Raw genomic sequence first — 26,011 nt, forward strand, 5'->3', positions numbered from 1 at the left:
CTTAAAGCACGGGGGCTTTTAACTCTTTTCGCTTCTCTATGTCGGTTATAGGGTCAAGTATAAAAATTGTCGTGTATAAATTGTCGAATATAAAAAATACCGGTTCGAGGTACCACTATCTGTTTTTTCCATCAGAATTTTTTGTCCACCCCCGTTAAAACTCCGGCACTTTACAATAGACAAAATGTGCCATTTTGTCCAATGTATCTGTTCTGATAGCCCGTAAACCCGCATTTTTACTTAGGGCGGGTAGGGGTGGCTTTAGACAACTTGATGACACTTACTTCTATGACCGCATTTTAGTATTTACGCCGCGATGCGGCAGCGGCTGCGCTTGCCCCGCAGAAACACTTTATGATATTCTCTTGCATATGGAAGGGAAGATAAGGGCACATTTAACAATAGAGGGCCGCGTTCAGGGGGTTTGTTTCAGGGCGTTTGTGAGGGACATAGCCCGGCGGTCAGACGTCAGGGGGTGGGTCAAAAATCTCTACAACGGCGATGTCGAGGCAGTCCTTGAAGGCGATAAAAAAGACGTAAGCATTGTGATAGCCAACTGTTACAAAGGCCCGCCCGGAAGCCTTGTCACCAATATCTCAATTAAATGGGAGGATTACACTGGCAGCGCCGCCCCTTTTTCTATCACATATTGACACGCGCGCGCGCCCTTCATTACAATACGTGCTCAATGAAAAATAAAGGACAAGCGCTTTGTAAGATATGCGGCGGCGAGACAGGCAATTTGATAATCGAATCAATAGTGGGTGAATTTGATACCTATGACGTGTTCTACTGCCGCCACTGCGGTGTTGGCGTAACCACCCCCGTCCCCACGCACGAAGACTTAATAAAGCTCTACGCTATTGGTGGATACAGGGAGAAGACCGGCAAGAGGTTTATACCATTTGTAGAAAACTTTATCTTGTATTTCAGGCATTTGCGAAAAAACAGGATAAAAAAATATGTCAGGGTCGGCAGAATCCTCGACATAGGTTGTGGCAGGGGGCTTTTTCTCAACGTAATGAAAGACGCGGGCTGGGAAGTTGCGGGCGTGGAGTTTGATGAGGCGACGGCCTCTAACGCCGCGTCTTACTATGGGATAGAGGTCATATCGGGGGAGCCGCATACATGGAAATTTGACCCGGCGTCCTTTGATGTAATAACCTTAAACCATGTCCTTGAGCACATTGCAAATCCTAAGGAATTGATTCAGAGCTGCCACAGGCTTCTAAAGGACGGTGGGCTTCTGGTCGTCGCGGTTCCCAACTTAGACGGTATTCAGTCCTGGGCTGGAAGAAAAAACTGGTTTCACCTGGACGTCCCTTATCATCTACATCATTTTACCGACAAGGGGATATCTTCTTTATTGAGTGCGGCATCTTTTGATATTGTCAGTAAGAGACACTTTGATCTTGAGTATTCCCCTTTTGGCTGGCTTCAAACCTTACTGAATATTTCCGGCGTGGAGAAAAACATGCTCTATACGTTTTTGAAAGCGCCCAGAAAGGGGATAGACGCCATTATTGCGGCGAGCAAAAAAGACCTCTTGTTGATATTACTTCTCGTGCCGTTATATACTTCTATGTCGATGGTTTTATCACTGTTTGAGTCATATATTGCCGGACGGGGCGGCATTGTGGAGGTTTTCGCATTAAAGGCAAGGCCAGATGATACTAAATAAGAAAATAGCCGTGGTAATGCCGGCATATAACGCGGGGAAGACCCTTGAGATGACTTATGGCGAGGTACCGCACGAATATGTTGACGAGGTCATTGTTGTGGATGACGCCTCGCGTGATGACACAACAGCCGTTGCGAGGGGACTTGGACTTAAGACAATCGTCCATGAAAAAAACAAGGGCTATGGGGGGAATCAAAAGACGTGTTACCAGACGGCGCTGCAGGGGGGCGCTGATATTGTCGTCATGCTCCATCCTGACTACCAGTATTCGCCGAAACTGGTCACCGCGATAGCGTCCATGATTGTCTCAGGGCACTATGACCTTGTGCTCGGCTCAAGGATACTTGGCGGCACTGCCATTAAGGGAGGTATGCCGATTTACAAATACATATCCAACAGATTTCTGACAATGTTTGAGAACTGGCTGCTTGGTGTAAAACTCTCAGAGTACCACACCGGCTTCCGTGCCTTTAGCCGTCAACTGCTTGAGACGATTCCATTTGAGAACAACTCTGACGACTTCATTTTTGACAATGAAATCATAGTGCAGGCGTTACACTTCGGCTTTAAAATTGGCGAGATAAGCTGTCCGACCAAGTACTTTGACGACGCATCCTCTATTAATTTCTCGCGAAGCGTCAAGTACGGCCTTGGTGTCATCGCGGCGTCGCTGAAATATGTCATCCAAAAACATGGAATTACCCGCTATCAAATCTTTGACAACAGCGGTAAGATTAAGCGGGGCTGACAGCCCAAACGCAATAGACAAAACATGTGGAAAATACGGGTGAAGGGGGGTTACCCCCCTTCGTCGTTAATCCCTTTATCTCTTCCCGCCCTGCCTAATACTCGGTCTGTGAGATTATCGCGCCCTTTAGGCTGACGACATACAAATATGAGGAGACACCGCCTCTGGTGACATTGTCGGAGGCAATGTCCGTGGCAATATAGGCGTTGCCATTTACGACCCTCGGTTTAGAGGCGTTTATTCCCTTTAAGTTGACTGATACCGGTGTGGCGTTTTGGCTAAACGGCAGAGATACAAGGTACAACTCCGTCGTTGCATTATCTCCTGCCATATTGGTGGTAACGTGTTTTTCGGCAACAGCCGCAAGCACCGCGTTGGATGAGCTGTCTAGTCCAAGTGCGAGATGTTCGACCCTGCCGGCAACTGAAATGGACTTTTTGTCACCTGCCGATGTAATCGCAACGATGGAAGTGGTGGGGGTAGCCGTTGTCTGCGCCGCCGCCGCATGTGATGCCGCATATGCCGTGCCGTCACTGCCAACCACAAGGATATGTCCGGGAGGGGGTGGCGGTGGCTCTCCGTTAGCATAAAGGTGCTGCCCTGAGATTAACAAACTTGCCGCCATTGCTACTGCCAAAATATAATTTTTCGCCTTCATTTTCCAGTTCTCCTTCTTTTTCAATTTATTTCGTTAACCATGTTAACTTAGTCTTATCATAAATCAAAAAGAGGGGCGGTACATGTGTCTTGAATCACATGTTGGGATATTCCTCAAAAAAACTGTTGTTTAAGTGGATGAATTTCTTAGCGGACAGGGATATATCACCGTTTTTCGTCCACTTGCTCAGGGTTCGGGTTACTGTCTCGCGTACCATTCCGGTAAGGTTTGCGATGTCCTGGTGGGATAATCTGAGGTTTAAGTGAATGCCATTATTTGTCTCTATGCCATATTTTTTTGACAGCATGATAAACAGTATCTTTATCCTTTGTGAGGCGTTATTGGAGTTCAGAATCTCTATTTTTTCGTTGGATGAGCGAATCCTTTGGCACAATATCTTTAATAAACTTTGCAGGACTTCTTTTCTGCCATAGAGTAAAGAGAAGAAGTCCTCTCTGGTTAGCAGCCCGATTGTTGAGCGCTCGGCGGAATATACATTGGCAGACACCGATCTGCCGTCAATGAGCGACATCTCGCCAAAGAAGCTGCCCGCCCGATGAATAGCGATGACGATTTCCTTGCCTTCCTCAGACAATTGCGTTATCCTGACGCTGCCGCTTAGTATGAAGTAAACATAGCTATTTGGGGCTTCCTGCAAGAAGACGAGGTCATTTTTTTTATACTTCTTAATCTTTATCTTATTATAAACCGCCGCAAGGCCACTATCAGGCAGGGCGGCTAACAGCTCTATGCCCCGCAGGGATTCAATATATCTTTCGATGTCTGCAGATGGTATCGCAGGCGGTGTTTTTTCGATTTCGGGCGGAGGTTTTTCAAGGGCTGCCGCCCTTACGTAAGACGCAACGTCCAGTTCACCGGCATTTCGCCTGATCGCCTCATACTCCTCAGCGTTGACGCGAACGGCTATCATCTTATTACGCTTATTGATTCCTGATAGACGCATAATGTGGATATTATATATTAAGAGCTAGCTCTTAAACAAATGCGCGGCGGGTGTTTAGTCTGAGACGAAGTTGCGGGGTTTGCCTGCCCCCTTTGTCGGGCCTATGAGGCCGTCGCCCTCCATTATTTCCACAATCCTTGCCGCACGGTTATATCCTATCTTAAAACGCCGCTGTATTGAAGAGATGGAGACCTCGCCCACTTCACGGGCGTACTTTATGACGTCGCTGTATATCTCGTCCTTTTCGCCAGATGAGCCATCATCGGAGGCGGCGGTCTCCTCCACAACCAATGAATCAAAAAAAGTATAGTCCGGGCTGCCCTGCGCCTTAGCATGGTCAACCACCGCCTTTATTTCCTCTTCTGTGACGAACGCGCCGTGTACCCTTTGAATCTTCGCCCCCGGACTTAGTACCAGCATGTCGCCGCGCCCTAATAATTTCTCTGCCCCGTGCGTGTCGAGAATTGTCCTTGAGTCCACCTTGGATGATACCATGAAGGCTATTCTTGACGGGAAATTGGCCTTGATTATGCCCGTTATGACATCAACCGAAGGGCGCTGCGTGGCCACAATCAGGTGCATTCCAGCTGCCCTTGCCATCTGCGCCAGACGCACTATTGAATCCTCCACGTTTTTGGCCGCCGTGAACATTAAATCCGCCAGCTCATCTATGATTATCACAATATAGGGCAGCCTGTCCTCTTCGGCGACGGAGGCGTTGAACATATCAATATTCCTTGCCCCCTGCTCGGCTATCAGCCTGTAACGCCTCTCCATTTCGATGAGCATCTTTTTTAAGGCCTCAGATGCCTCCTTTGGATTGGTAATAACGTTTGAAACCAGATGCGGTATCCCCTCGTATATGGACAGCTCAAGGAGTTTCGGGTCTATCATCAGCATCCTGACCTCTGTGGGTTTGGCCTTATATAAAATACTCATAACCATGGAGTTGACCGCCACACTCTTTCCAGAGCCGGTCGTGCCTGCAACCAGCAGATGTGGCATTCGCGCAAGGTCCTCTACGATGGGGTTGCCGTAGATGTCCTTGCCGAGGGACAGTGTGAGCAGCGAGCCTTTCTTTGTAAACTTATCTGACGCTATGATTTCCTTGAGGCTTACGATGTTTCTGTGCTCATTGGGGACTTCTATTCCTATGGGCGTCTTGCCGGGGATTAGGGATACCCTGACCTTTATCCCACCCATGGCGCGGCCAAGGTCGTCTGAGAGTGCCACTACCTTGCTGATTTTTACACCCGGCGCAGGCTCAAACTCATACATGGTGATTACCGGTCCGGGGTGTGCCTGAGAAATCTTTCCCTCGACGCCGAAGTCGGACAGTTTTTCCCGTAAAATTGTGGCCGCCCTTTGCAGCTCCTCCTTTGAAGTTTCCTTGTTTTGCCCCTGTGCCGCACTTAACAGCCCTACGCCGGGCAGTGCGTACGGGCCGTTTACAGAGTCGGTGGGGGGTAGCCTGAATTCTCTTTTTTCTATCTCAGGGGGCAGCTCTTCGTGGGGAACATCCTCTGGTGTATGGGTGATTATTTTAAGCTCATGGTGCGGCTCCTCCTCCGTCTGCCCACCTATTACAGGGTCTGTTACGGGGCTGGTTTCAGTCGCGGTCTTGCCGATAACAGGGCTGTCCAGCGGCGTATCAGGGATAATCTGCTCAGCCCTTCGCATGAGTAACGACGACTTAAGTGGAAGCATCAGCATGATTGACGTAAACAGGGCGGCAAGGCTTATCAAAAAGGCCCCCACCGTAGAAAAAAACCTATCCAGTATGTGGGTAATGGCAGACCCGGCAAGTCCTCCCTTTATAATATTCGTTTCAAATGCCCATGAGGAAAGTGCCAGCACCATAGACAGAGATACAAGGAACATCAGCATCCCCATGACATTCTCAGCCCTTTTCCTGGCCCCAAGCAACCGTCTTATCCCATAAATGAACGCCGTCAGCGGTATCATAAACGCGGATGTCCCAATGAGCGAAAACGCCGTGTCAGAGAAGTACGCCCCCACAACACCGGCATAGTTTCGCGCCTGAAGGTCAGTGTACGTAAACGGTGACGGGTCCCATTTATCATACGAAAACAGGCTCACGGCGCAAAAGACGGCAAACAAGGCGGCCACAACGCCCCTTATCTCATTTCTCTTTGTGGTTACGACTTCAGCCATATCCAGGCTATTATTATAGCGGCCAGTGCAAATCTATAATAGACAAAAAATGTTAACGAGAATCTTTTCATAAACTTCATAAACCATGTAATGGCGAGTAATCCCGCGACAAATGAGGCCGCAACACCGGCTATGAAAATCTTCGGGTCTATCGCCTCGGACTTGCCGTGAAGGATGTGTATGCCGTGCAGCACCGCAGCCCCTGCAACAATAGGCGTGGACATGAGAAACGAAAATCTGGCTGCCTCCTCCCTCCTCATTCCCAGAAAAAGTCCGCCCGATATGGTTATCCCGCTTCTGGAGACGCCGGGAATTATGGCGATGGCCTGCGAAACACCTACAATCACCGCATCTAAAACCGATATGTCATCAACACCGGTGATTTTAATGCTTCGTTTCTCAGCAAAATACATAACTACGCCGACAACCACAAGGGAGGCCGCAATGACCCACGGGCTTCTGAGATGCTCATCCACATACTTATCAAGGAGTTTTCCTACAACCGCCCCCGGTATCGTGGCTATTATGAGGAGCATTAAGAGGCGATGTTTCCTCAGCAGTATCTCTACCCAGTCCCTGAAGAAAACCACCAGAAGGGCAAAGAGCGTACCCACATGGAGGGCTATATCAAAGGACATCGTGTCAATTACGCCTTTCCAGCCCAAAAACCACGGCACAAGAATCAGATGTGCGGTGCTGCTTACCGGCAGAAACTCGGTAATGCCCTGCACTATTCCCATAATAATAGATTGTAGTATTTCCATTGCGTTTTATCTCCTGTTATTGTTACACGCCTGTGCTCATACCGGCACTATAACCGGCATTATCATAGGGCGTTTGTCTGTCTTATTTCTGATATATTTCTTCAGGGCGCTCAGGATTTTCGCGTGCAGGACGTTCATATCCCCGTGGGCGCCTTCGTCGGGATTTGAGGCAATTGAGTAGATAATATTGGCTGCCTCTTTTTCCATGTCTCCGGTGTTGCGTTCGAATATAAAACCCTTTGTAATGAACTCAGGGCCTTCCACAACCCTGCCTGTCTCTTTGTTGACCGTTAGGACGACTATGACAAAGCCGTCCATAGCCAGGCGCCGCCTGTCTTTGAGCACCATGTCGCCGATGTCGCCAAAGCCTTTGCCTTCTATGGAGACACGTCCGGCCGGCACGCTGTTTGTGCGGGAGGCACCCGACTTATCCAACTCCAGGACGCAGCCATTTTCCAGAATATAGATGTTTTGCCGGGGGATACCGAGGCTCTCGGCCAGTTTGGCGTGGTAAACAAGGTGTCTGTATTCACCGTGTACGGGTATAAAATAACGGGGTTTGACTATATTTATCATCAGCTTCAGCTCTTCCTGAGAGGCGTGCCCTGAGACGTGCACCTGGGAGATTCTATCATAGATGACATTGGCGCCCCGCCTGAAGAGGTGGTTTATAATCCTGCCAACGGCGCGCTCGTTTCCCGGAATAGCCCGGGCGGAGATTATTACCGTGTCAGCAGGGGCAACCTTGATGTGTTTGTGCTCGTTCATTGCTATCCTTGTCAGGACACTCATAGGCTCGCCCTGGCTGCCTGTCATTATGATGACAGTTTCGCTCGGGGCGAGGGAGTTAATCTGCTCGACCTTCATCCACGGGTCGCCGCTCATTGAGAGGTAGCCGAGATCGAAGGCGATCTTTGCGTTAGAGATTATACTCCTGCCACAGAGGATAACCTTCTTGCCAAACTCGGCGGCAACATCTATGGCCTGCTGAATCCTGTGGATATTCGACGCGAAGGTGGCTATGATAATCCTGCCGTCGGCCTTAGAGAATATGTCATGGAAGGCGCGTTTAACTATCTTTTCTGATGGGGTGAAGCCGGGTTTTTCGGCATTTGTACTGTCTGACAGCATAGCAAGGACGCCACGTTGTCCATATTCAGAGAATGTGCCGAAATCCAGAAGCTCGTTATCCACGGGTGAGGAATCGAACTTGAAATCCCCCGTGTGGATGACCACCCCTGCGGGGGTGCTTATGGCAAGCCCCACGCCGTCGGCTATGCTGTGCGTCACCCTGATGAATTCCACTACGAAATCGCCAAGTGTAACCTTGTCTCTGGGCTTTACCCTTACGAAGTTAATGTTCTTTACGTTATGTTCCTTTATTTTGTCTTTTATCAGGCCGAGCGTAAGCATGGTGCCATGTACGGGGACAGGCATTCCGAGGTCGCGAAGGAGAAAGGGCAGCGCCCCTGTGTGGTCTTCGTGGCCGTGCGTTATGATAATTCCCCTGAGTTTTTTCTTTCTTTCTATGACGTAGCCATAGTCGGGGATAACAAAGTCAACCCCAAGTAAATCGTCCTCAGGGAACATCAGCCCGGTGTCAACGATAATCATGTCGTTTTGAGTCTCGAACACGGTCATGTTCGCGCCTATTTCCTCCACCCCGCCAAGGGGTATGATCATCAATTTGTCAGACATTTCTTTTTCCTGTTCATCATTTTATAAGCATTTCCAATACCGCCTTTTGCGTGTGAAGACGGTTTTCTGCCTGGTCGAATACGGCGCTACGCGGGCCTTCGATGACAGAGTCAGTTATCTCCTGCCCCCTGTGCGCGGGAAGACAGTGCAGCACTATGCAGTCTGGTTTGGCGTATGACAATAGTTCATCGTTTATTTGATAAGCGGCGAATTTCGATTGTTTCTCCGCGGCCTCCGCCTCGTTGTCGCCCATGCTTATCCAGACGTCGGTATAGAGGACGTCGGCCCCTGCCGCGGCGGCCTTTGGGTCTCGCACAATGGTTATCCTGCCACTGGTATCTTTTAAAATATCTGGCGTTGGTTCATAGCCTTCAGGTGCGGCGACGGTCAAATCCATTGCCATCTGCGCCGCGCCTTCAATTAAGGAATTCGCCACGTTGTTGCCGTCTCCTATGTAGGCAATTTTGACACCTTTAAGCTGCCCTTTTTTTTCTTTTATCGTCATTAAGTCGGCCAGAATCTGGCACGGGTGGTGTGTGTCCGTAAGGCCATTAATCACGGGGACAGACGCATACTCGGCGAACTCGGCCGCGATTTTATGTTCAAATGTGCGGATGACTATACCTCTGAGGTAACGTGAAAACACGCGCGCCGTATCGGCGATGGTCTCGTCTCTGCTTAACTGGCTCTCGCCCGGCCTGATATAGACCGGCTGCCCGCCAAGCTGGTAGATGCCCACCTCGAATGAGATTCTTGTACGGGTTGATGTCTTATAAAACAACATCCCGATACTGCGCCCACGCAGTGGCTGTTTACCCGCCGCCCTGCCGCTTTTAAAATCTGCCGCCCTATCAAGCAGTACTGCTATTTCAGAGGCCGTGAAGTCTTTTATGGTAAGGAAATCCCTTTTACTGTTCACGAGAGCCTCTCCATGACTTCCTTTAGCACGCTTATCAGCCGGTCAATGTCCTCCTCCGTCACAATCAAAGGAGGCATGAATCTCAGCGTATTTCCCGCCGTGCAGTTGATTAATACCCCGCGCTCAAAGCAGGCCTGAACCACCATAGAGCAATCTCTGGTAAGCTCCATGCCGATTAAAAGCCCCTTTCCTCTGATACTTATGATTATCTTTGGGAACTGTTTATGCAATTTCCCGAGGGAATTCATAAGATACTCTCCCATTCTTCGGCACTCACTGAGCATGATGCCGTCCTCAAGCAATGTCTCTATTGTGGCAAGGGCCGCGGCGGCCGCAAGTGGGTTGCCGCCGAATGTGGAGCCGTGGCATCCCGGGGTAAAGGCCTTTGCCACCTCCTCCCGTGCCAGCGTTGCCCCGATGGGCACTCCACCGCCAAGTCCCTTTGCCAGTGTCAGGATGTCCGGCTCTATGCCATATTGCTCATAGGCGAACAATGTCCCCGTCCTGCCAGTGCCGGTTTGTATCTCATCAAGGATCAACAAAATTCCAAGTCTCGTACAAAGCTCCCGAACATGTTTAAAATAATCATCAGAGGGTATCTTCACCCCGCCCTCGCCTTGTATTGGCTCAAGCATAATGGCGCAGGTGTTCTCATCAATGGCCGACTTAAGGGCCTCGTAGTCGTTAAACGGGACGTAGGAAAATCCCGGCAGAAGCGGCTCAAAGCCCGCGTGAAATTTCGGCTGACCTGTGGCCGTCAGGGTTGCCATTGTGCGGCCGTGAAAAGAATTCAACGCGGTGATTATACCGGTCTTCTCCGCGCCAAAACGCTCTTTCGAGTGTTTTCTTGCCAGTTTTATCGCCGCCTCGTTGGCCTCAGCGCCGGAGTTGGAAAAAAATACCTTGTCCGCAAACGAATAATCACACAGCAGCTTGGCCAGCTTTATCTGAGGTTCGCTGTGATACCAATTCGAGACATGCACGAGTTTCTGTGCCTGCTTCTGTATGGCAACGACGAGCCTTGGGTGGCAGTGTCCCAAAATGTTTACGGCAACACCGGCCAGAAAATCCAGATATTCCTTGCCGTCAGCGCCCCAGAGCTTCATCCCTCTGCCCTTTACCAGCACCACAGGGAAACGCTTATATGTGTCCATCAGATATTGGTTTGAGTCGTCTATTAATTTCTTAACGTCCATTGCCTCATCGTCCTTTTATTTGCTCTTTAATGGCGGCGGCCAGAAGCGGGAACATTATCTCATGGTGGCCTATGAGATTAATGGCCGAGTTACTGTCTGGCGCCGGTCTTTTCAGCACATTGACCTGTGCGCGGTAGTGGCTTATAAAGTCCATATTTATAGTGGTAAAGTGCTCCACCTTACTGCCGGGGCCGCTGATATTTCGGGCCAGATTGAGCGCCTTCATAAAGACCTCAGGTATTATGACGGCAGAGCCAAGATTTATGAATACGCCGCCCTCAAGTCCGCCGAGGAGGGTTGCAAGCAGCCGGAAATCCCTCAGACTCCCCTCCCCTATGGCCCTGCCATCGGCCTCCGGGTGCATGTGAATGATGTCTGTCCCAACGGCGACATGCACCGTAACGGGCAGCCCTAACTCATAGGCGCGGGCGAAGATGCTTATCTCTTTATTTTTAATCGCCTTGTCATGCGATAAAAAAGACCCTATCGCACTACCAAGCCCAAGGCCGCTGTCAACACCTCTGACAATCGCGGTATTGAGCATAACCCCTGTCTCCTCGGCCATGCCAAATGTTCCCTTGCACAGCTCAGCCGCCACGTCCTCGGAGGTAAATCCGGCAAAGGCAAGCTCAAAGTCATGTACGATAGACGCCCCGTTTGTGGCAACCGCGGTAATCACACCGCGCTCCATCAAATCAATGATAATGGGTGACAGGCCGACCTTAATTGGATGTGCGCCCATGCCGAGGATGACGGGATGGCCGTTTTCACGCGCCCCGGCGATACGTGCCGCCGCGCGCCGGAGGTCTGCCGCCCCGAGGATGTCGGGAAGGCTCAATAAAAACTCCCCAAATAGTCCGCCGCGGTCATACGGCCTGCCAATCTTATCAAGGGCGACCTTGCTCTTTCTATCAGCAAGAGAGTATCTCTTCACGCGGAGAATCGCGGGGTCTGCGGCCATCGCCTTATCTTTATCGCTTACATTGTCTGACATCAGCGAATTTTAACATAAAACGGTTGAAATAGCATATATGCAAACTTGAGGTGTGGCTGGACACTTTCAGGCGTCGTTGTTAGTTTTCACCCGCTTTAAATGATACCAGCCCTTACCGCAGGGCAAACACATTAGAAATTGACTCCCTCATTTTTATCATTCCAGACAAGCCGGAATGGCGGAAAGGGACAAGTCGGAATGATTGCATATATATCTTCTGTTTTATTTTCCAAATGCGTTTGCCCTGCCCCTCCCTGTCTCATCCTAAAGAAATATCACGGCGCGCCGATATGTATAAATGTGTTAGTGAGATAGTGGGTTATATGGTATAATTGAAGATGAGGTGCAACATATAGATTATATGGATAACGAGGCACTTGATAAGGTTATACAGAAGGTAAGGGAAGGCCTTAAGGCCGAAGGCGGGGATGTCGAAGTCGTCGGCTTAAAAAACGATGTGCTGTATGTCAGGCTTTTGGGTTCATGCGAGACGTGCCCGATGTCTGGCCTTACGATGAAGAATTGGGTCGAGAAGACTTTTATGGATGCGCTGCCGTCCATTAAGGGGGTCAAGGCGGTCTGATGAGACGCCGACTCCTTTTTATCATTATTCTGGTGTGCGCCGCCCTTGTGTGTTATCATGGCATATCGCGCGCGACCATTACTCCCGTAACGCAGATTAAGGATATTCGTTATTTCGCCTCAAAGGAATATGTGCGCGTCGTTATTGACCTTGTCTCCTTAACAAACTTAAAAAAAGGCGAGCTGAAAGACAGCAAAAAAATATATTTTGACCTCGAACACGCCTCGTCACTGTCTTTCATGAAGAAGACAATAGATGTGGATAACTCCATCATCAAGAGGATTCGCGTCGGACAGTTCGACAAGGACACCGTCAGGGTAGTCATGGACCTCGACAATTTCGAGGAGTACAAGATTTTCACATTGACCAACCCTGACAGGGTAGTCGTTGATATATACGGCGCCAGGGACATCCCCCCCGTTGTTGAAAATATTGAAAAGGAAAATCATGATAAGCCCTCAGCCACCCCCGAGGTGGTCATGGAGGCCAAAGAACCGGAAATAATTAAAGAATCCAAGGTAATTAAAGAACCAGAAGTAATTAAAGAGGCGGCTAAACAGTCGGAAAAGCCTAAAGAACTGGAAAAAGGATTGGAAAAGGGCAGTGATACGGACAAACCCACGGAGAAAACCCATGAGTCCACCGACACGGGCAGACTCAAGGCCAAAGAACAAGGTGGGCAGCCAGGAGGCGATGCCCTCATAGCCAGAAAGACAATCGTCATAGACCCAGGACACGGTGGCCATGACCCCGGCGCTATGAGTAAAAGCGGCCTCAAAGAAAAGGACGTTGTCCTTGATATATCACTGATGCTTGCAAAGATACTCAAAGAGAAATATTACTTTGAGGTATATATGACCAGAACCGACGATACGTTCATCTCGTTGGATGAGCGCACGGCTATTGCCAACGGCAAAAGGGCGGATATGTTTGTCTCCATTCACGCTAACGCCAACAACTCGCCATCCCTAAGGGGAATAGAGACATATTTTCTGAACTTCTCTAACTCCGACGAGGCCCTGCGAGTGGCAGCCCGCGAAAACGCCATATCCATAAAGCAGATGAAAGAGGTTCAGTCCGACCTCGGCCTCATCCTGGCGTCGCTGGCGCGTGAGAGCAAACGTGATGAGTCGCTGCACCTCTCACACTATATTCAAAAGTCCATGATCTCCAAAATCGGCAAAAAATACAAAGGCGTAACCGACCACGGCGTCAAACAGGCCTTGTTCTACGTCTTAGTCGGGGCGTCCATGCCGGCAGCCCTTGTTGAGGTATCATATATTACTAACAACACAGAAGAGAGGCTGCTTAACACGGACGACTACAAGAAGGTCTTGGCCGAGTCCATCGCCGCTGGTATTAATAAATATGTCTCCTCACTGCCTGACGCCACACAGTATGCCAAGGCGTCGCCCCATAGAAAATAGTCTGGCAACGATGAGCTTCTCGCCTGAATTTAAGATTGCCGTTTACGTGATTTTTATCGTGGCAACGTATTTAACGAGGGATGTGGCAATTCTTCTTATTTCCGGCGTGGCCGCCGCGTGTTTTTTTTTCCTGTATCCTGATAGGGCTATCCGCAGGGGTTTATTGCCGATTTCCATATTTCTGATTGTGACGTTTATGAGTGGGCTATTTTTTACCGGCGGCAGGGTTATTATGTCTTTGCCGGGGGTGGATATAACCCATGAGGGCCTGGGCGACGCAATTGTGAAGACAGCGAGGGTATTTCTTATGATAGTCGGGGCTAAAATCCTGATGCTCACCACAAGCGCAGACGATATGATTGCGGGGTTAAACCGGATGTTGCCCTCGTCCGGGGCCGCGGAGAAATCTTCTGTCAGGGATTTTGTGGAGATTGCGGGGATGGCCATGAAGGCATTTCCGGCGATTGCGCTAAGGCTTAAAAGTGATTTCAGGGAGAGGGCCGCGGTCTCCGGTTTGCAGGGTTTGCCCAATCTTGTAGACAAGGCGCGGCTTTCGGCGTCTCTTATCATCCCCCTGCTTGGGGATATTATCAATTCGCCGGAGAAAGTCTTTGTTGAACTAACAGAAAATACTAATGAAAAGGAGAGCCATGTTAGACGTATTAATTAAAAACGCACTCATATGCGACGGCACCGGCGGGCAGCCTTACTCAGCCGACATTGGGGTATCCGGCGCGAAGATAGCCGTCATCGCAGACAGCATAAACCTCAACGCCGAACTCACCATAGAGGCCGGAGGGCTTATTGCCGCACCGGGCTTTATTGACGTACACAGCCATTCTGAATTCAGCCTTACCACGCACCCAGAGGCAGACTCTAAACTCCTTCAGGGTGTTACGACAGAGATAAACGGCAATTGCGGGTTTTCGGCGGCGCCAATTTATAATGACGCACAGCAGCAACTGGAGAAGGAATTCCTTCACCACAGGGTGCAAAAACGCTGGCAGACCTTTAAAGAATATAACAAGGTTCTTTCTGAGGCAAAACCGGCTATAAATTTCGCCACCCTTACCGGACAGGGAAACATTCGCGGCTCCGTACTTGGATACGAGAACGTGGAAGCGACAAGCGGCGATATAGAAAAGATGGCGGCACTGCTGAGGGAGTCTGTTGCCGACGGCTCAATCGGCCTGTCCACCGGCCTGATATACTCCCCCGGCGTGTTCTGCACAAACGATGAACTTATCGGGCTTATAAGGCGCTCAGGTGTGGCCCCGCTGATTTACGCAACCCACATGAGAAGTGAAAGTGACGCCCTCATTGAGTCCATCGAAGACACCATAGAGGTTGGACGGCAAACCGGCATAAAGATTCACCTCTCACACCTGAAAACGGCGGGCAAACAAAATTGGCACAAGATTGACGCCGTCATTAATTTGATAGAAAAGGCTGCCTCTGAGGGTATCAAGGTCACATGTGACCGCTACCCTTATACGGCCTCACAGACCTCGCTTGATACTGCCCTCCCCGCGTGGACATATGAAGGGGGAGATGAGGCGGAGCTGGCGCGGTTGAATAACCCAACCGAGTTAAAAAGAATCAAGGCGGAGACGGCCGCCTTTCGCGATAATGACAGCTATTGGAAAGGCGTCCTTGTGTCTTCCGTAAAGACAGAAAAGAACCGGCACTTAGAAGGCATGAGTATCGCCGATGCCGCTTCTGCCGCGTCGGTTAAACCCATAGATTTTGCCATTGGCCTGTTAATTGAAGAGCGGCTTGCGGTAGATGCCATATTTTTTTCGATGAACGAGGACAACCTGAGGCGCATCCTGTCTTTGCCAATGTGCATGGTAGGGTCAGACAGCTCCGTAAGGCCGATTGCCGGACATAATGGAAATGGCTCAAACGGCCAATCTGGAAAACCCCACCCGCGTGGCTTTGGGAGTTTCCCGAGGTATCTAAGCAAGTACGTCCTATCGGAGGGCCTGATGTCCCTGCCTGAGGCAATAAGGAAGATTACGGGGTTGCCTGCTGAGACCTTTGGATTAAAAGACCGCGGAGTGCTGAGGGAAAATGCGTATGCCGACATAACGCTCTTCAATGAAAATACAATCAGAGACACCTCAGAGTATGCCTCACCGTGGAGTGCCCCTGAGGGCATTGAATATGTATTCGTTAATGGCCGCCTCGCCGTCAAAGACGGTACCCTCACGGCAGCGAGGGTCGGCATGGTATTATAGCCCCCTGTATGGCTCCTGCTTCAGCAATTCTCAATGAATATGAAAGGAGACATGAATAAAGGAAGCGCTAAGGGATTTATCCTTAGCGTCTATCCTATTCCAGCGTATTTTAAGACAGTAGGAAGTAATTATTTTGTCCGATTTTTTCAAAATAACTACCTCCCATCGTAAATATTACCGCCTGCGCCTTCCCATTCATTGTGAATTACTGGATTGCACTGATACTTGCTTAAACTAATACAATCAGTTATAATCACTGAGATACTTTATAGATTTCTGTCAGCATAGAGGGCACTTATGACTTCAGGTATGATGGTTACGCATTCATTCATCAGGGAAGTATTCGTAGGACTGTATGCTACTTCTCTTATGCTCCTGTTTTTTTTGTTCATTGGTTTTTATAAGGCCGTTTATTATATAATAGCACCATTAAGTATCATTTATGGCGGTTTAATTATATCGCTAAAAAGATTGTTAGCATCTAATAATATGCTCGTGCCGCATTTGAAAGTGCGGACATTATTTTATGTGCACATAACTATTTATATATTATATTGTATCATATTTAATTATTTTATTACTATAAAAGAATATATGCCTTATAAACATAGAGAATTGCGATTTATCGGAAACGCCGATATAGTGTATTCTTATTATTTTACTCTTATAGAGCTGCTGTATTATTGGACATTGTATTATCATTATAAATATATATCAGATAAATACAAAACACCATATGTTCTATATTGGCCTTTTTATATAATATGCTTTACCATTACGGCATGTCTTTATATTTTTGGTGTCATGGGAGTAGTGGGAGCATCAAACCATACAATGCTTGTTCTTATAGTCATGTATAAGGCATTATATTCATTCGGATGGCAGTTAATTATGATGTATTTATGTGATTGCTATATAAAGCATAATGAAAGCCATAATTTGCGTACCCTTAATCTGTCAATTTTTACTATATTTATTTTAATCATTATTGCAGCCTTAATAGTGGGTGGTGAAATTAATCTGTATCCCCCTAAGCTATTCCTCTCGCATGACTTCGTAACTACAAAAATAAATGAAATATCAATATTATTTTGTTTATTGATTGTTTATAAGGGTATACATTCCAATAAAATGATAAAACTCTTATCTTATATAAGTATAATAATAGGTAATATTATAGCTATATGTTATTTTATGCCGTTTATTGACAGAATGAGGGCAGATTTCTACATAATCTGCCCCTCACTGCTCTTGGATTCTGTTATCATTTCTATTATGTTATATAGGTTTGCCATGTATTTACTTAAAAAGCATTTCATTATTCTTGTGCAAGGAGCTTGAAATGACTTCAGGTATGATGATTATGAATTCGGTGAGTCAGGATATATTCAGCAAACTGGCTATTTATCAGGAGATTGCTCCGATGTTATTCGTATTACAGATGATTTATATAGTTGTTATTAGTCTAATATCGCCATTAATTGCTGTGTATTCAGCTTTAATTATAACGCTAATAATAGTGTTAAAACATAATAAATCAGTCATCCCACTCTTGAAAGTACGAATACTATTTTATATTCATATAGGTATTTATGAATTATATTATATTGTGTTTAATTATATGATATTTATCAAATCGCATTTACAGGGCGATTTGCAATATATCGGTGATACTGATATATTGTGTTCCTATTATTTTATATTTATAGAGCTGTTATATTTCTGGACGTTGTATTATCATTTTATGTATATATCAGATAAGTACAAAACATCGTATGTTCTATCTTGGCCTTTTTATATAATCTGTTTTGCTTTTCCGGCATTGTTTTATATGTTTGGCATCAAAGCTGTATTGAATATAATATCATACAACAAAATGCTTCTTCTTATTGTTGTATATAAAGCTTTTTATTCATTTGGATGGCAGCTAATTATGATGTATTTAATGGATAAGTATAAAAAATATAAAAACAACAATCAATCTCGCAACGTAGTATTATTGAGTATTACCACATTTGTTATGATTCTTGTTTTATCGTTAATGGTAAAATACAATATTAGCCTGAGTTCGAATAAGTCTATCTGGAGTGTAGATTATATAATATTTAAAATTGCTGAAATATTAAATTTATATTATCTATTGATAATTTTCAAGTTTATACACGCCGACAAGGCAAAAAGATACCTATCTTATATAAGTATAATAATATGCGACATTATAGTTATAAGTTATTTTATGCCATTTATTGATAGAATGAAAATAGATTACTACATAATATCTCCCTCATTGTTGTTAAATTCAGTTATTATTTCCATTATATTATACAGGTTTACTGCATTATTACTTAAAAAGCTCTTCAAGCTTGCGCAAGGTGCTTGAAAATGATGATAGGTCCTTTTCGATGGAATTATCGAATATCTTCTTAGATTCGCTACATGAATCCGGTAACCCTTTTATATAAACCATAATTCCTATGAGTTTTCCTCCAGGACACATTGCATAGCAGTGAATATGAGCTATGAATCTTAAATCGGTTAATACATGGTACGAAAGGTCCGAGATTTTAAAAAATAGCATATCATCTGATATCAAGCATTCTCGAATACACATTGCACTCTCATAACTGCCATATCTGCCATCACTATTAAAATCCTCACAGCATTGTTGAGAATTACAAGCGTATTCGTCAGCACCGCCGGTTGATTCACAGAGTTTCCCGTAATATCTACAAACTTCAGCTATATTTGACGGCATAGCAACCTCCTCATTGTATGTTTAGACGGTTCATAAAATTAGGATTTTAACGGAGACAACCCAAGCGTTTGCATTGTCTCCGTTTATCACCCTGACCTGTGCTGCTTCTATGAACTTTTTGATGTCACGGTTGTAGAGACCGTCGCAAGGGCGTTTACAGATGACAGCGCGCCCGAGGCAAGGTTTTTGTACACATCTGCCGCCGACTTCGACGCCTCTATCCGCAGTTTGGCCTGCTCGGATAGCCGCTTTAACTCCAACTCCGCCTGTTTTACACTCTGGTTGGTTGACTCTATGTTGCTCTGTGAGTTGAGTCTGCCAGTCTGTATAAACAGGTCATATGCCTTCGTCATCGCGCTCACTTCCTGGCCATATGCGGTTATATCTGAGCGGTACTTATCAAGGACATTCTTCGTCTGCGATTCGGACATCTGGAGATTTGTCTTAAAGCCGTTGAGTTTCGAGCTATACGCGTCAAGTTTCAACTTGGCCTCTTTCGACTGGTTTTCTATATTGACAGAATCTACCGTCGCCTTGGTCTTTAAACCATCCGATTTGACCTGATATGCCCTCACGTCGGCTTCATATACTTTTACCTTCTCCATCTCCCCTCTCATTGCGGCCTCATACATATTGAACTCCGCCGTCTTGGACTGCACCAGCGTGTGATATGCCTCAACACTCGTCTTAAACGTGGACAGCCTCGCTTGCTCAAAATCGCCGTAGACCTTCGCCGCCTCCATCTCCGTCTTATATACAGCTATCATCGCGTTCACCGCCGAAATCTGCTCCTTGTATATATCCACCGCCGCCTGTCTCCTGTGCTGCTCTTCGCTTAACATACCGTCAAGCTCGGTCTTGTAGATTTGCATTTGAGTAGAGGCCGCCCGTATCTCTGCCTCATGCACATCTGCCGCCGTCTTGTACGCGCCCAGTCTCGCTTTGTATCTCTCCACCTGCAGGTTGTATAGCTTTATCCCCGCGTCAAGCACCGCCTTGGACGCGTTGAGGCTGCGCTCTTTCAACGAATTGTGAAAGTGTATCAACAGGCCTTCAAGCGATATGGCCTTGTCCAGCGAGTATTTGCGGTGTTCTACATACAGCTCTGCCCGCTTTATCGCTATGTCCCTCGTCATTGATGACGCGTCCTTTACCGCCTTATTTCTGGCGCCTTCCTCAAGCGATACCATCGCCCCCGTCGGCATCGTAAATCCATACGCAGCATAACCCCGCCGCGCCTCGCCAATGGCCGTCTGCGCCTCAATGTTCTGTCTGTCTTTCGCCCGCTCCCATAACAGCCGCTCGTCATCAGGATTAATCCCCGTGCCGCCGTTTTTCACGTCGTTTATCAGCAGCGTTTCAATCGCTTCTTTCAGATGCGAAGTGTACTCTTGCTCGTTAAAGTTGTAGTGCGCCGACCAGTCGCTGTATAAGTTGGACGGCACGATGATGTCGTCCTCCGGCATCATCTCCGTAAATGGCATGATAGATATTGTCGGAGAATTTGGAGCGCCAAAACTCTCCAACGCCGGCGGCTCAGGAATACTGATTGACGGCTTTTCAGGGAGACTATAACTTTCCCCTATCTCCGGCATTACCGGCACGTCAGGTAATGTCGCGTCCGGTTTATCAGGATAGGTCAACACAGGTCTCTCGACATCAAACTCCGGTACAGTCACAGGGGCAACGGCGTCAATTGAGAAGTCCGGCACCTCCGGTACCTCAGCGTCAAAGCTGGTAATCGCCGGGCTGTCCGGCTTCATGCTCATTATTTTGTTGAGCGCCTCAGTAGATTTGTCATAAACAGACCAATCCCATACCGTAGGTTTGCTAACTGTCAGCTCCGTCGAAGCGATACTTGAAAGGTTATCAACGAACTGCTGTGCGTTGCTCAACTGGCTCTGCGCGAAGTTTTGCGCCGTTTTTACTATCTCGCTCGGGTCAGTTACTGCCATGTCTCTTTCCTCCTGATATATTACAAATTAGGCAGTAGGATTACCGCCTTGTGAAATATTTAAAAGATAGAGGCATTGAGGGCGCCGCCCTCAAACTCCCGCAAGGAGGGTAACCCTCCTTGACCTGTATTTGCCTCAGCCCTCACATGCGTATAACATATTATAGCATATATTTATATAAAAGTAAACAGATTATATTATAAATAATGTAATATGGATTATTTGTCGCGTCCTCATCTCCGGTTCCCCGCATTGTTGACTTTTTGCTCGATTACGGGTATCATATGCAAGTTAGCCAAGGCAGATACTGCAATCGCCACAGAGGAGGCAGCTGTATGGAAAATGAAAAAGGCTTAGGGTTACAGGTGGATATCGCTAATTTTATTGACTTCATAAAGTCTTCTTTTAACGCAACTCTGGAAAACATATATGAAATACAAGAATTAAGCGAAAAAGTCCTCTCCGAGATATCCAAAAATGAAAAAGCTATCCACGACGACGCTGAAAAGGCTCTAAAGGACTTTCTGAACACTTCGAGAAAAAGCAGGGAAGAATTCAGAAACGTAATGGAAAACAGTTTCAAGCAGCTCGAAGATATATTCAAAAAGGGATGATCGTGAAAAAGGGGTACTTTGGAGGTTATGGTGGCCGCTATGTGCCGGAGACACTTATCCCCGCCCTTGAGGAGCTGGATGGCGCATTTAGGGCACTTAAAGCCGACGCAGGCTTTCAGGCACAGTTGCGCCAGCTTAACGCCGATTACATTGGACGGCCAACCCCGCTTTACTTCGCTGAAAAATTAACCGCTCAACTATCCGGTGCCCGCGTTTATCTGAAACGCGAGGACCTCGCACACACAGGCGCCCACAAGATCAATAACGCCGTAGGGCAGGCCCTGATGGCCATTAAGATGGATAAGAAGAGATTGATTGCCGAGACCGGCGCCGGGCAGCACGGCGTTGCCACAGCCACAGCCGCCGCGCTGTTTGGCCTGGAATGCGAAATCTACATGGGTTCTGTTGACGCGAAAAGGCAGTCGCTCAATGTATTCAGGATGAAACTACTTGGGGCGAAGGTTACAGAGGTACACATGGGTTCACAGACGCTCAAAGATGCCATAAACGAGGCACTAAGGGACTGGACGGCCAATGTCTCTACAACACATTATGTGATGGGCACGGTTTTTGGCCCTCATCCCTATCCAACAATAGTCAGGGAGTTTCAATCAATAATAGGGAAGGAGGCAAAGCGGCAAATCCTGAAGGCTGAGGGACGACTGCCGGATTGTCTGATTGCCTGCGTAGGCGGTGGAAGCAACGCGATGGGTCTGTTTCATGCCTTTTTGACTGATAAGCGGGCAGGGAATATTAAATTCATCGGCGTTGAGGCCGGTGGAGAGGGAATCAACACTGGCAGACATGCCGCTCGTTTTGCAGGGGGAAGCACGGGAGTTCTTCAGGGCACCAAGAGCTATTTGCTTCAGGACAACGACGGCAATGTCCTCGGCACGCATTCAGTGTCCGCCGGCCTTGACTACGCCTCAGTAGGCCCTGAACACGCGTGGCTACATGACATTAATGCCGTCAAATACACGTACGCAACTGACAAAGAGGCACTCAGCGCATTCGAAACCCTCGCACGCACAGAGGGCATAATCCCAGCCCTTGAGTCATCCCACGCGGTAGCCGAGGCAATAAAAATAGTACCGCAATTGCCTAAATCATCAATCGTCATAATAAACCTCTCCGGCAGAGGCGACAAAGACGTGGAACAAGTAGCGAAAATACAGGGGTGATAGCACATTGACCGCTTTACTCCCCACGCCCGCAGCATTTTTTGAACTTCTTGCCGCTTCCGCATGAACACGGGTCGTTTCTTCCCGTTTTCTTGCCTTTTCTTACCACCTGTACGCTCTCAGCGTCACTTCTGTTATAGAACACCTGCTGTCTCTTAGGGGCAGCCACCGCCGCCGGTATCGCCTCCCCCTCCGCATGTATCTGTATGTGGAACATGCGGCTCAGGAACTCCGACGTTATCCTGTATGTCATATCGGCAAACATGTCAAACGCCTCTTTCTTGTATTCAACCAGCGGGTCCTTCTGCCCGTATCCCCTCAGGCCTATGCCCTCTTTCAGGTGGTCCATTGCCAGCAGGTGGTCCTTCCACTGCGTGTCAAGTATTTGCAGCAGCGTCTGCTTCTCAAGGTAGCGTATCAAATCGGGCGATGTGTTTTTCTCCTTCTCTTCATAATGCCGCTGCGCTATCTCAAGTAATCTCTCCCTTATGATATTTAAATTGGCGGCCTCGCCAAGGGTTTCCTTTAAATAACTCCTCGGTACCTCAAATACGCCGTATGCCGAATCCCACAGGGCGTTCATGTCCCATTCCTCAGCATACGTATCTTCAGGGCAGTGTGCCGCTATAAGGTCTTCCACCGTGTCCTTTATCATGTCTGTTACCTTTTCTTTCAATGAGTCTGAACTCAGTATCTCCTTCCTGAACGAGTATATCTCCGTCCTCTGCTTGTTCATAACGTCGTCGTACTCAAGCAGGTGCTTTCTTATGTCGAAGTTGTGCGCCTCAACCTTTTTCTGCGCGTTGGCTATCGCCTTTGAGACCATCGAATTTTCAATCGGCACATCGTCTTCCATCCCAAGGCGGCTCATCAGGCCGGCTATCTTGTCAGAACCGAAGATTCTCATCAGGTCATCCTCTAACGATAAATAGAATTTCGATAACCCCGGGTCCCCCTGCCTTCCTGAGCGTCCCCTCAACTGGTTGTCTATTCTTCTGGCCTCATGCCGCTCCGTCCCCAGTATATACAACCCGCCCGCCTCAATGACCTTGTCTTTCTCCTCGGCACACAACTGCTCTGCCCTTGATAGGGCGTCTTTAAACTGCTCCGGCGTGTAGTCCTTTGTCTCCCGCAACATATCGTGGGCTATCCCCTTAGGGTTTCCACCTAAGACGATGTCCGTCCCGCGCCCCGCCATGTTTGTCGCTATCGTTACGCCGCCATATCTGCCGGCCTGGGCGATTATCTCCGCCTCTTTTTCATGATATTTCGCGTTTAACACGCTATGGGGTATCTTTGCTTTTTTAAGCTCCCTCGATAAGACCTCAGACTTCTCTATGGAAATTGTGCCCACCAGCACGGGCTGGCCTTTTTCGTGGCAGCCCAGTATGTCGGCCGTTACGGCGTTAAATTTGGCCTGCTCAGTCTTGTAAATGGAGTCCGGCTGGTCAACCCTTGACATGGGTTTATTCGTCGGGATTACCATCACATCAAGGTTATAAATCTTTCCGAATTCCTCCGCCTCTGTATCTGCCGTGCCGGTCATACCGGCCAGCTTGTTGTACATTCTGAAGTAGTTCTGAAAGGTTATCGTGGCCAACGTCTGGTTTTCGCTTTCTATTTTTACGCCTTCTTTTGCCTCTATCGCCTGATGAAGGCCGTCTGACCAGCGCCGCCCGGGCATCAGACGCCCCGTGAACTCATCCACTATCAGCACCTCACCGTCAGAGATAACATAGTCAACATCCCTTTTATAAAGATGATGCGCCTTGAGGCCCTGCAGGACGTGATGCACGAGTTCTATGTTTATCGGGTCAAAGAGGTTATCCACCCCCAGCAATCTTTCGGCGTGTACTCCACCTTCTTCAGTAAGAATGGCGTTTTTTGTCTTTTCGTCTATCGTGAAATCAATGTTTATCTGTAATTTGGGGATTATCCTGTTTATATTGTAGTACTTGTCAGTGGATTCCTCAGACGGGCCTGAGATTATCAGGGGCGTTCTGGCCTCGTCAATAAGGATGCTGTCAACCTCGTCAACGATGGCATAGTTCAGCTCCCGCTGGACATAGTCCTGCAGCTCATACTTCATATTATCCCTTAGGTAGTCAAAGCCGAATTCGTTGTTTGTACCGTAAGTGATGTCGGCGCGATAGGCCTCCTGGCGCGAACACGGCCTAAGGTAATCGTTCTTTTCGTATTCTGACTTAAACGCGGGGTCATAAAGAAACGAGCTGTCGTGCTGAATGACCCCTACGGAAAGTCCGAGGAAGTGATATATCGGCCCCATCCACTGCGTATCCCTTCGGGCCAGGTAGTCATTCACCGTCACCACGTGAACGCCGCGCCCACCGAGGGCGTTGAGATATACGGGCAGCGTGCCAACAAGTGTCTTGCCCTCTCCTGTTTTCATCTCGGCAATCGTCCCGTGGTGCAGCACCATGCCGCCAATAAGCTGTACATCAAAGTGTCTCATACCCACCGTACGCCGCGATACCTCTCTGACTACCGCAAAGGCCTCGTTCAGCAAGGAATCCAGCGTCTCGCCCCTATCTCCATTATTAAGAAGGCGTTCATTAAACTCTACAGTCTTAGCCCGCAGCTCATCGTCTGTCTTTGAGGCAATGCCTGCCTCAAGTGCGTTTATCTCATCCACAAGCGGGAATAGTTTCTTCAGCTCCCGCTCGTTCTTTGTGCCAAATATCTTACTCAGAATCGCGTTTAACATTTATTTTTCCCTCTTCGCAGAAAATACATTATCATAGCCCATTATAGAAAACCCCTGATTGTACCATAATCCACTGTCTTTGCAACATCAGCCAGCGTATTATAATCTATTGTATCAAGAAAAGGCACGGTGGCTATTATCGGCACGGCGGTCAACCGCCTTATCAGGCCGATATTCGTGTTTACCGACATGTCACGAACGCTGGTTGTATTGTTAAAAACTAGTCCGGCAACGGTGATTGCCTTGTTTTTCATATATTCCAGCGAAAGAAGCGTGTGGTTGATAGTCCCAAGCCTGTTGGACGAGACGAGGATGACCGGCAGGTTGAGTTTTTTTATCAGGTCAGAGGCGAAGAATGTCTCCGTAATCGGCACGAGCAAGCCCCCGATGCCCTCTACGATTGCCACAGAGGAGTTGTCTATACAGTCGAAGGATTTATATATTTCAGCGATGTCTATCGTCGTGTTTTCGGCAGTGGCCGCCGCCAGAGGGGCAAGCGGATGAGCGAATCTAATAGGGGTTATTACTTTGAGGTCTTCGGTTGAACCTGTAATTGTCTTTAAGAAAAGGCCGTCTTTGGGAATTAGTGTGTTATTAACATCGGCGCAGCCGGTCTCAATTGGCTTTCTTACTATTACATTAAAACCCTTTTCCATGAGCAGGACGGCCATGAGGGCGCTGACGACGGTCTTGCCCACGCCGGTGTCCGTGCCTGTGACGAAAAACCCCCTCAT

General features: G+C 47.9%; 21 protein-coding genes. 9 read left to right on the plus strand and 12 right to left on the minus strand.

Going from position 1 to position 26,011, the window contains the following annotated elements:
• Positions 1-371 precede the first annotated feature (371 nt).
• From AB7D94_RS01930 to AB7D94_RS01940, 3 genes are read left to right on the plus strand one after another with little or no spacing between them, the layout of a single operon-like run.
• On the plus strand, positions 372-653 hold the full coding sequence (locus AB7D94_RS01930; protein WP_420263993.1) for an acylphosphatase: 282 nt from the start codon (positions 372-374) through the stop codon (positions 651-653).
• A gap of 35 nt (positions 654-688) precedes the next feature.
• On the plus strand, positions 689-1,681 hold the full coding sequence (locus AB7D94_RS01935) for a class I SAM-dependent methyltransferase (RefSeq protein ID WP_420263994.1): 993 nt from the start codon (positions 689-691) through the stop codon (positions 1,679-1,681).
• On the plus strand, positions 1,668-2,429 hold the full coding sequence (locus AB7D94_RS01940) for a glycosyltransferase family 2 protein (RefSeq protein WP_420263996.1): 762 nt from the start codon (positions 1,668-1,670) through the stop codon (positions 2,427-2,429). Before AB7D94_RS01935 ends, AB7D94_RS01940 begins: the two co-directional genes overlap by 14 nt.
• Positions 2,430-2,523: 94 nt before the next feature.
• On the opposite strand, the gene AB7D94_RS01945 is transcribed toward AB7D94_RS01940, so the two are convergent.
• The 8 genes from AB7D94_RS01945 to AB7D94_RS01980 all read right to left on the minus strand — a co-directional run bounded on the left by AB7D94_RS01945 (position 2,524) and on the right by AB7D94_RS01980 (position 11,797).
• Positions 2,524-3,087, minus strand: coding sequence for a hypothetical protein (locus AB7D94_RS01945; protein WP_420263997.1), 564 nt, complete (start codon positions 3,085-3,087; stop codon positions 2,524-2,526).
• A gap of 94 nt (positions 3,088-3,181) precedes the next feature.
• Positions 3,182-4,051, minus strand: coding sequence for a Crp/Fnr family transcriptional regulator (locus AB7D94_RS01950; protein WP_420263998.1), 870 nt, complete (start codon positions 4,049-4,051; stop codon positions 3,182-3,184).
• 54 nt (positions 4,052-4,105) lie between these two features.
• On the minus strand, positions 4,106-6,226 hold the full coding sequence (locus AB7D94_RS01955; protein WP_420264000.1) for a DNA translocase FtsK: 2,121 nt from the start codon (positions 6,224-6,226) through the stop codon (positions 4,106-4,108).
• Complete coding sequence (locus AB7D94_RS01960) at positions 6,211-6,990, minus strand: undecaprenyl-diphosphate phosphatase (protein ID WP_420264001.1); 780 nt, start codon at positions 6,988-6,990, stop codon at positions 6,211-6,213. Before AB7D94_RS01960 ends, AB7D94_RS01955 begins: the two co-directional genes overlap by 16 nt.
• Before the next feature lie 36 nt (positions 6,991-7,026).
• The gene (locus AB7D94_RS01965; RefSeq protein WP_420264003.1) at positions 7,027-8,688 is read right to left on the minus strand and encodes a ribonuclease J; all 1,662 of its coding nucleotides are present in this window, start codon (positions 8,686-8,688) and stop codon (positions 7,027-7,029) included.
• Between the two features lie 16 nt (positions 8,689-8,704).
• On the minus strand, positions 8,705-9,607 hold the full coding sequence (gene argF / locus AB7D94_RS01970; protein ID WP_420264004.1) for an ornithine carbamoyltransferase: 903 nt from the start codon (positions 9,605-9,607) through the stop codon (positions 8,705-8,707).
• Complete coding sequence (locus AB7D94_RS01975; protein WP_420264007.1) at positions 9,604-10,803, minus strand: acetylornithine transaminase; 1,200 nt, start codon at positions 10,801-10,803, stop codon at positions 9,604-9,606. The genes argF and AB7D94_RS01975 overlap by 4 nt, the downstream gene beginning before the upstream one ends.
• Positions 10,804-10,807: 4 nt before the next feature.
• Positions 10,808-11,797, minus strand: coding sequence for a GSU2086 family protein (locus AB7D94_RS01980; protein ID WP_420264009.1), 990 nt, complete (start codon positions 11,795-11,797; stop codon positions 10,808-10,810).
• Positions 11,798-12,158: 361 nt separating this feature from the next.
• Between AB7D94_RS01980 and AB7D94_RS01985 the strand changes: the two genes are divergently transcribed.
• The 4 genes from AB7D94_RS01985 to AB7D94_RS02000 are packed head-to-tail and all read left to right on the plus strand — an operon-like array spanning position 12,159 to position 16,047.
• Positions 12,159-12,380 carry a NifU family protein gene (locus AB7D94_RS01985; RefSeq protein ID WP_420264012.1) on the plus strand — a complete coding sequence of 74 codons (222 nt, stop codon included), beginning with the start codon at positions 12,159-12,161 and terminating at the stop codon, positions 12,378-12,380.
• Positions 12,380-13,807, plus strand: coding sequence for an N-acetylmuramoyl-L-alanine amidase (locus AB7D94_RS01990; RefSeq protein ID WP_420264013.1), 1,428 nt, complete (start codon positions 12,380-12,382; stop codon positions 13,805-13,807). The genes AB7D94_RS01985 and AB7D94_RS01990 overlap by 1 nt, the downstream gene beginning before the upstream one ends.
• Entirely contained in the window at positions 13,779-14,477 is a 699-nt protein-coding gene (locus AB7D94_RS01995) for an energy-coupling factor transporter transmembrane component T family protein (protein ID WP_420264014.1), read from the plus strand. The genes AB7D94_RS01990 and AB7D94_RS01995 overlap by 29 nt, the downstream gene beginning before the upstream one ends.
• Complete coding sequence (locus AB7D94_RS02000) at positions 14,458-16,047, plus strand: N-acyl-D-amino-acid deacylase family protein (protein WP_420264015.1); 1,590 nt, start codon at positions 14,458-14,460, stop codon at positions 16,045-16,047. Before AB7D94_RS01995 ends, AB7D94_RS02000 begins: the two co-directional genes overlap by 20 nt.
• 2,341 nt (positions 16,048-18,388) lie before the next feature.
• On the opposite strand, the gene AB7D94_RS02005 is transcribed toward AB7D94_RS02000, so the two are convergent.
• Both AB7D94_RS02005 and AB7D94_RS02010 read right to left on the minus strand, forming a co-directional pair.
• Complete coding sequence (locus tag AB7D94_RS02005; RefSeq protein WP_420264016.1) at positions 18,389-18,802, minus strand: hypothetical protein; 414 nt, start codon at positions 18,800-18,802, stop codon at positions 18,389-18,391.
• Positions 18,803-18,909: 107 nt separating this feature from the next.
• The gene (locus tag AB7D94_RS02010) at positions 18,910-20,757 is read right to left on the minus strand and encodes a hypothetical protein (RefSeq protein WP_420264017.1); all 1,848 of its coding nucleotides are present in this window, start codon (positions 20,755-20,757) and stop codon (positions 18,910-18,912) included.
• A 335-nt stretch (positions 20,758-21,092) separates the two neighbouring features.
• Here AB7D94_RS02010 and AB7D94_RS02015 point away from each other — a divergent pair, with 335 nt between their 5' ends.
• Both AB7D94_RS02015 and trpB read left to right on the plus strand, forming a co-directional pair.
• A complete protein-coding gene (locus tag AB7D94_RS02015) occupies positions 21,093-21,371 on the plus strand; it encodes a hypothetical protein (RefSeq protein WP_420264018.1) in 279 nt (92 codons plus the stop codon).
• Positions 21,368-22,552 carry a tryptophan synthase subunit beta gene (gene trpB, locus AB7D94_RS02020; protein ID WP_420264019.1) on the plus strand — a complete coding sequence of 395 codons (1,185 nt, stop codon included), beginning with the start codon at positions 21,368-21,370 and terminating at the stop codon, positions 22,550-22,552. Before AB7D94_RS02015 ends, trpB begins: the two co-directional genes overlap by 4 nt.
• A gap of 16 nt (positions 22,553-22,568) precedes the next feature.
• Here trpB and secA read toward each other — a convergent pair whose 3' ends face one another.
• Both secA and bioD read right to left on the minus strand, forming a co-directional pair.
• Positions 22,569-25,277 carry a preprotein translocase subunit SecA gene (gene secA, locus AB7D94_RS02025; RefSeq protein ID WP_420264020.1) on the minus strand — a complete coding sequence of 903 codons (2,709 nt, stop codon included), beginning with the start codon at positions 25,275-25,277 and terminating at the stop codon, positions 22,569-22,571.
• A 41-nt stretch (positions 25,278-25,318) separates the two neighbouring features.
• Positions 25,319-26,011: a dethiobiotin synthase gene (gene bioD, locus AB7D94_RS02030; RefSeq protein WP_420264021.1), complete on the minus strand. Its 693-nt coding sequence runs from the start codon at positions 26,009-26,011 to the stop codon at positions 25,319-25,321.

Source organism: Candidatus Magnetominusculus dajiuhuensis, assembly GCF_046044395.1.
GTDB classification, from domain to species: domain Bacteria; phylum Nitrospirota; class Thermodesulfovibrionia; order Thermodesulfovibrionales; family Magnetobacteriaceae; genus Magnetominusculus; species Magnetominusculus dajiuhuensis.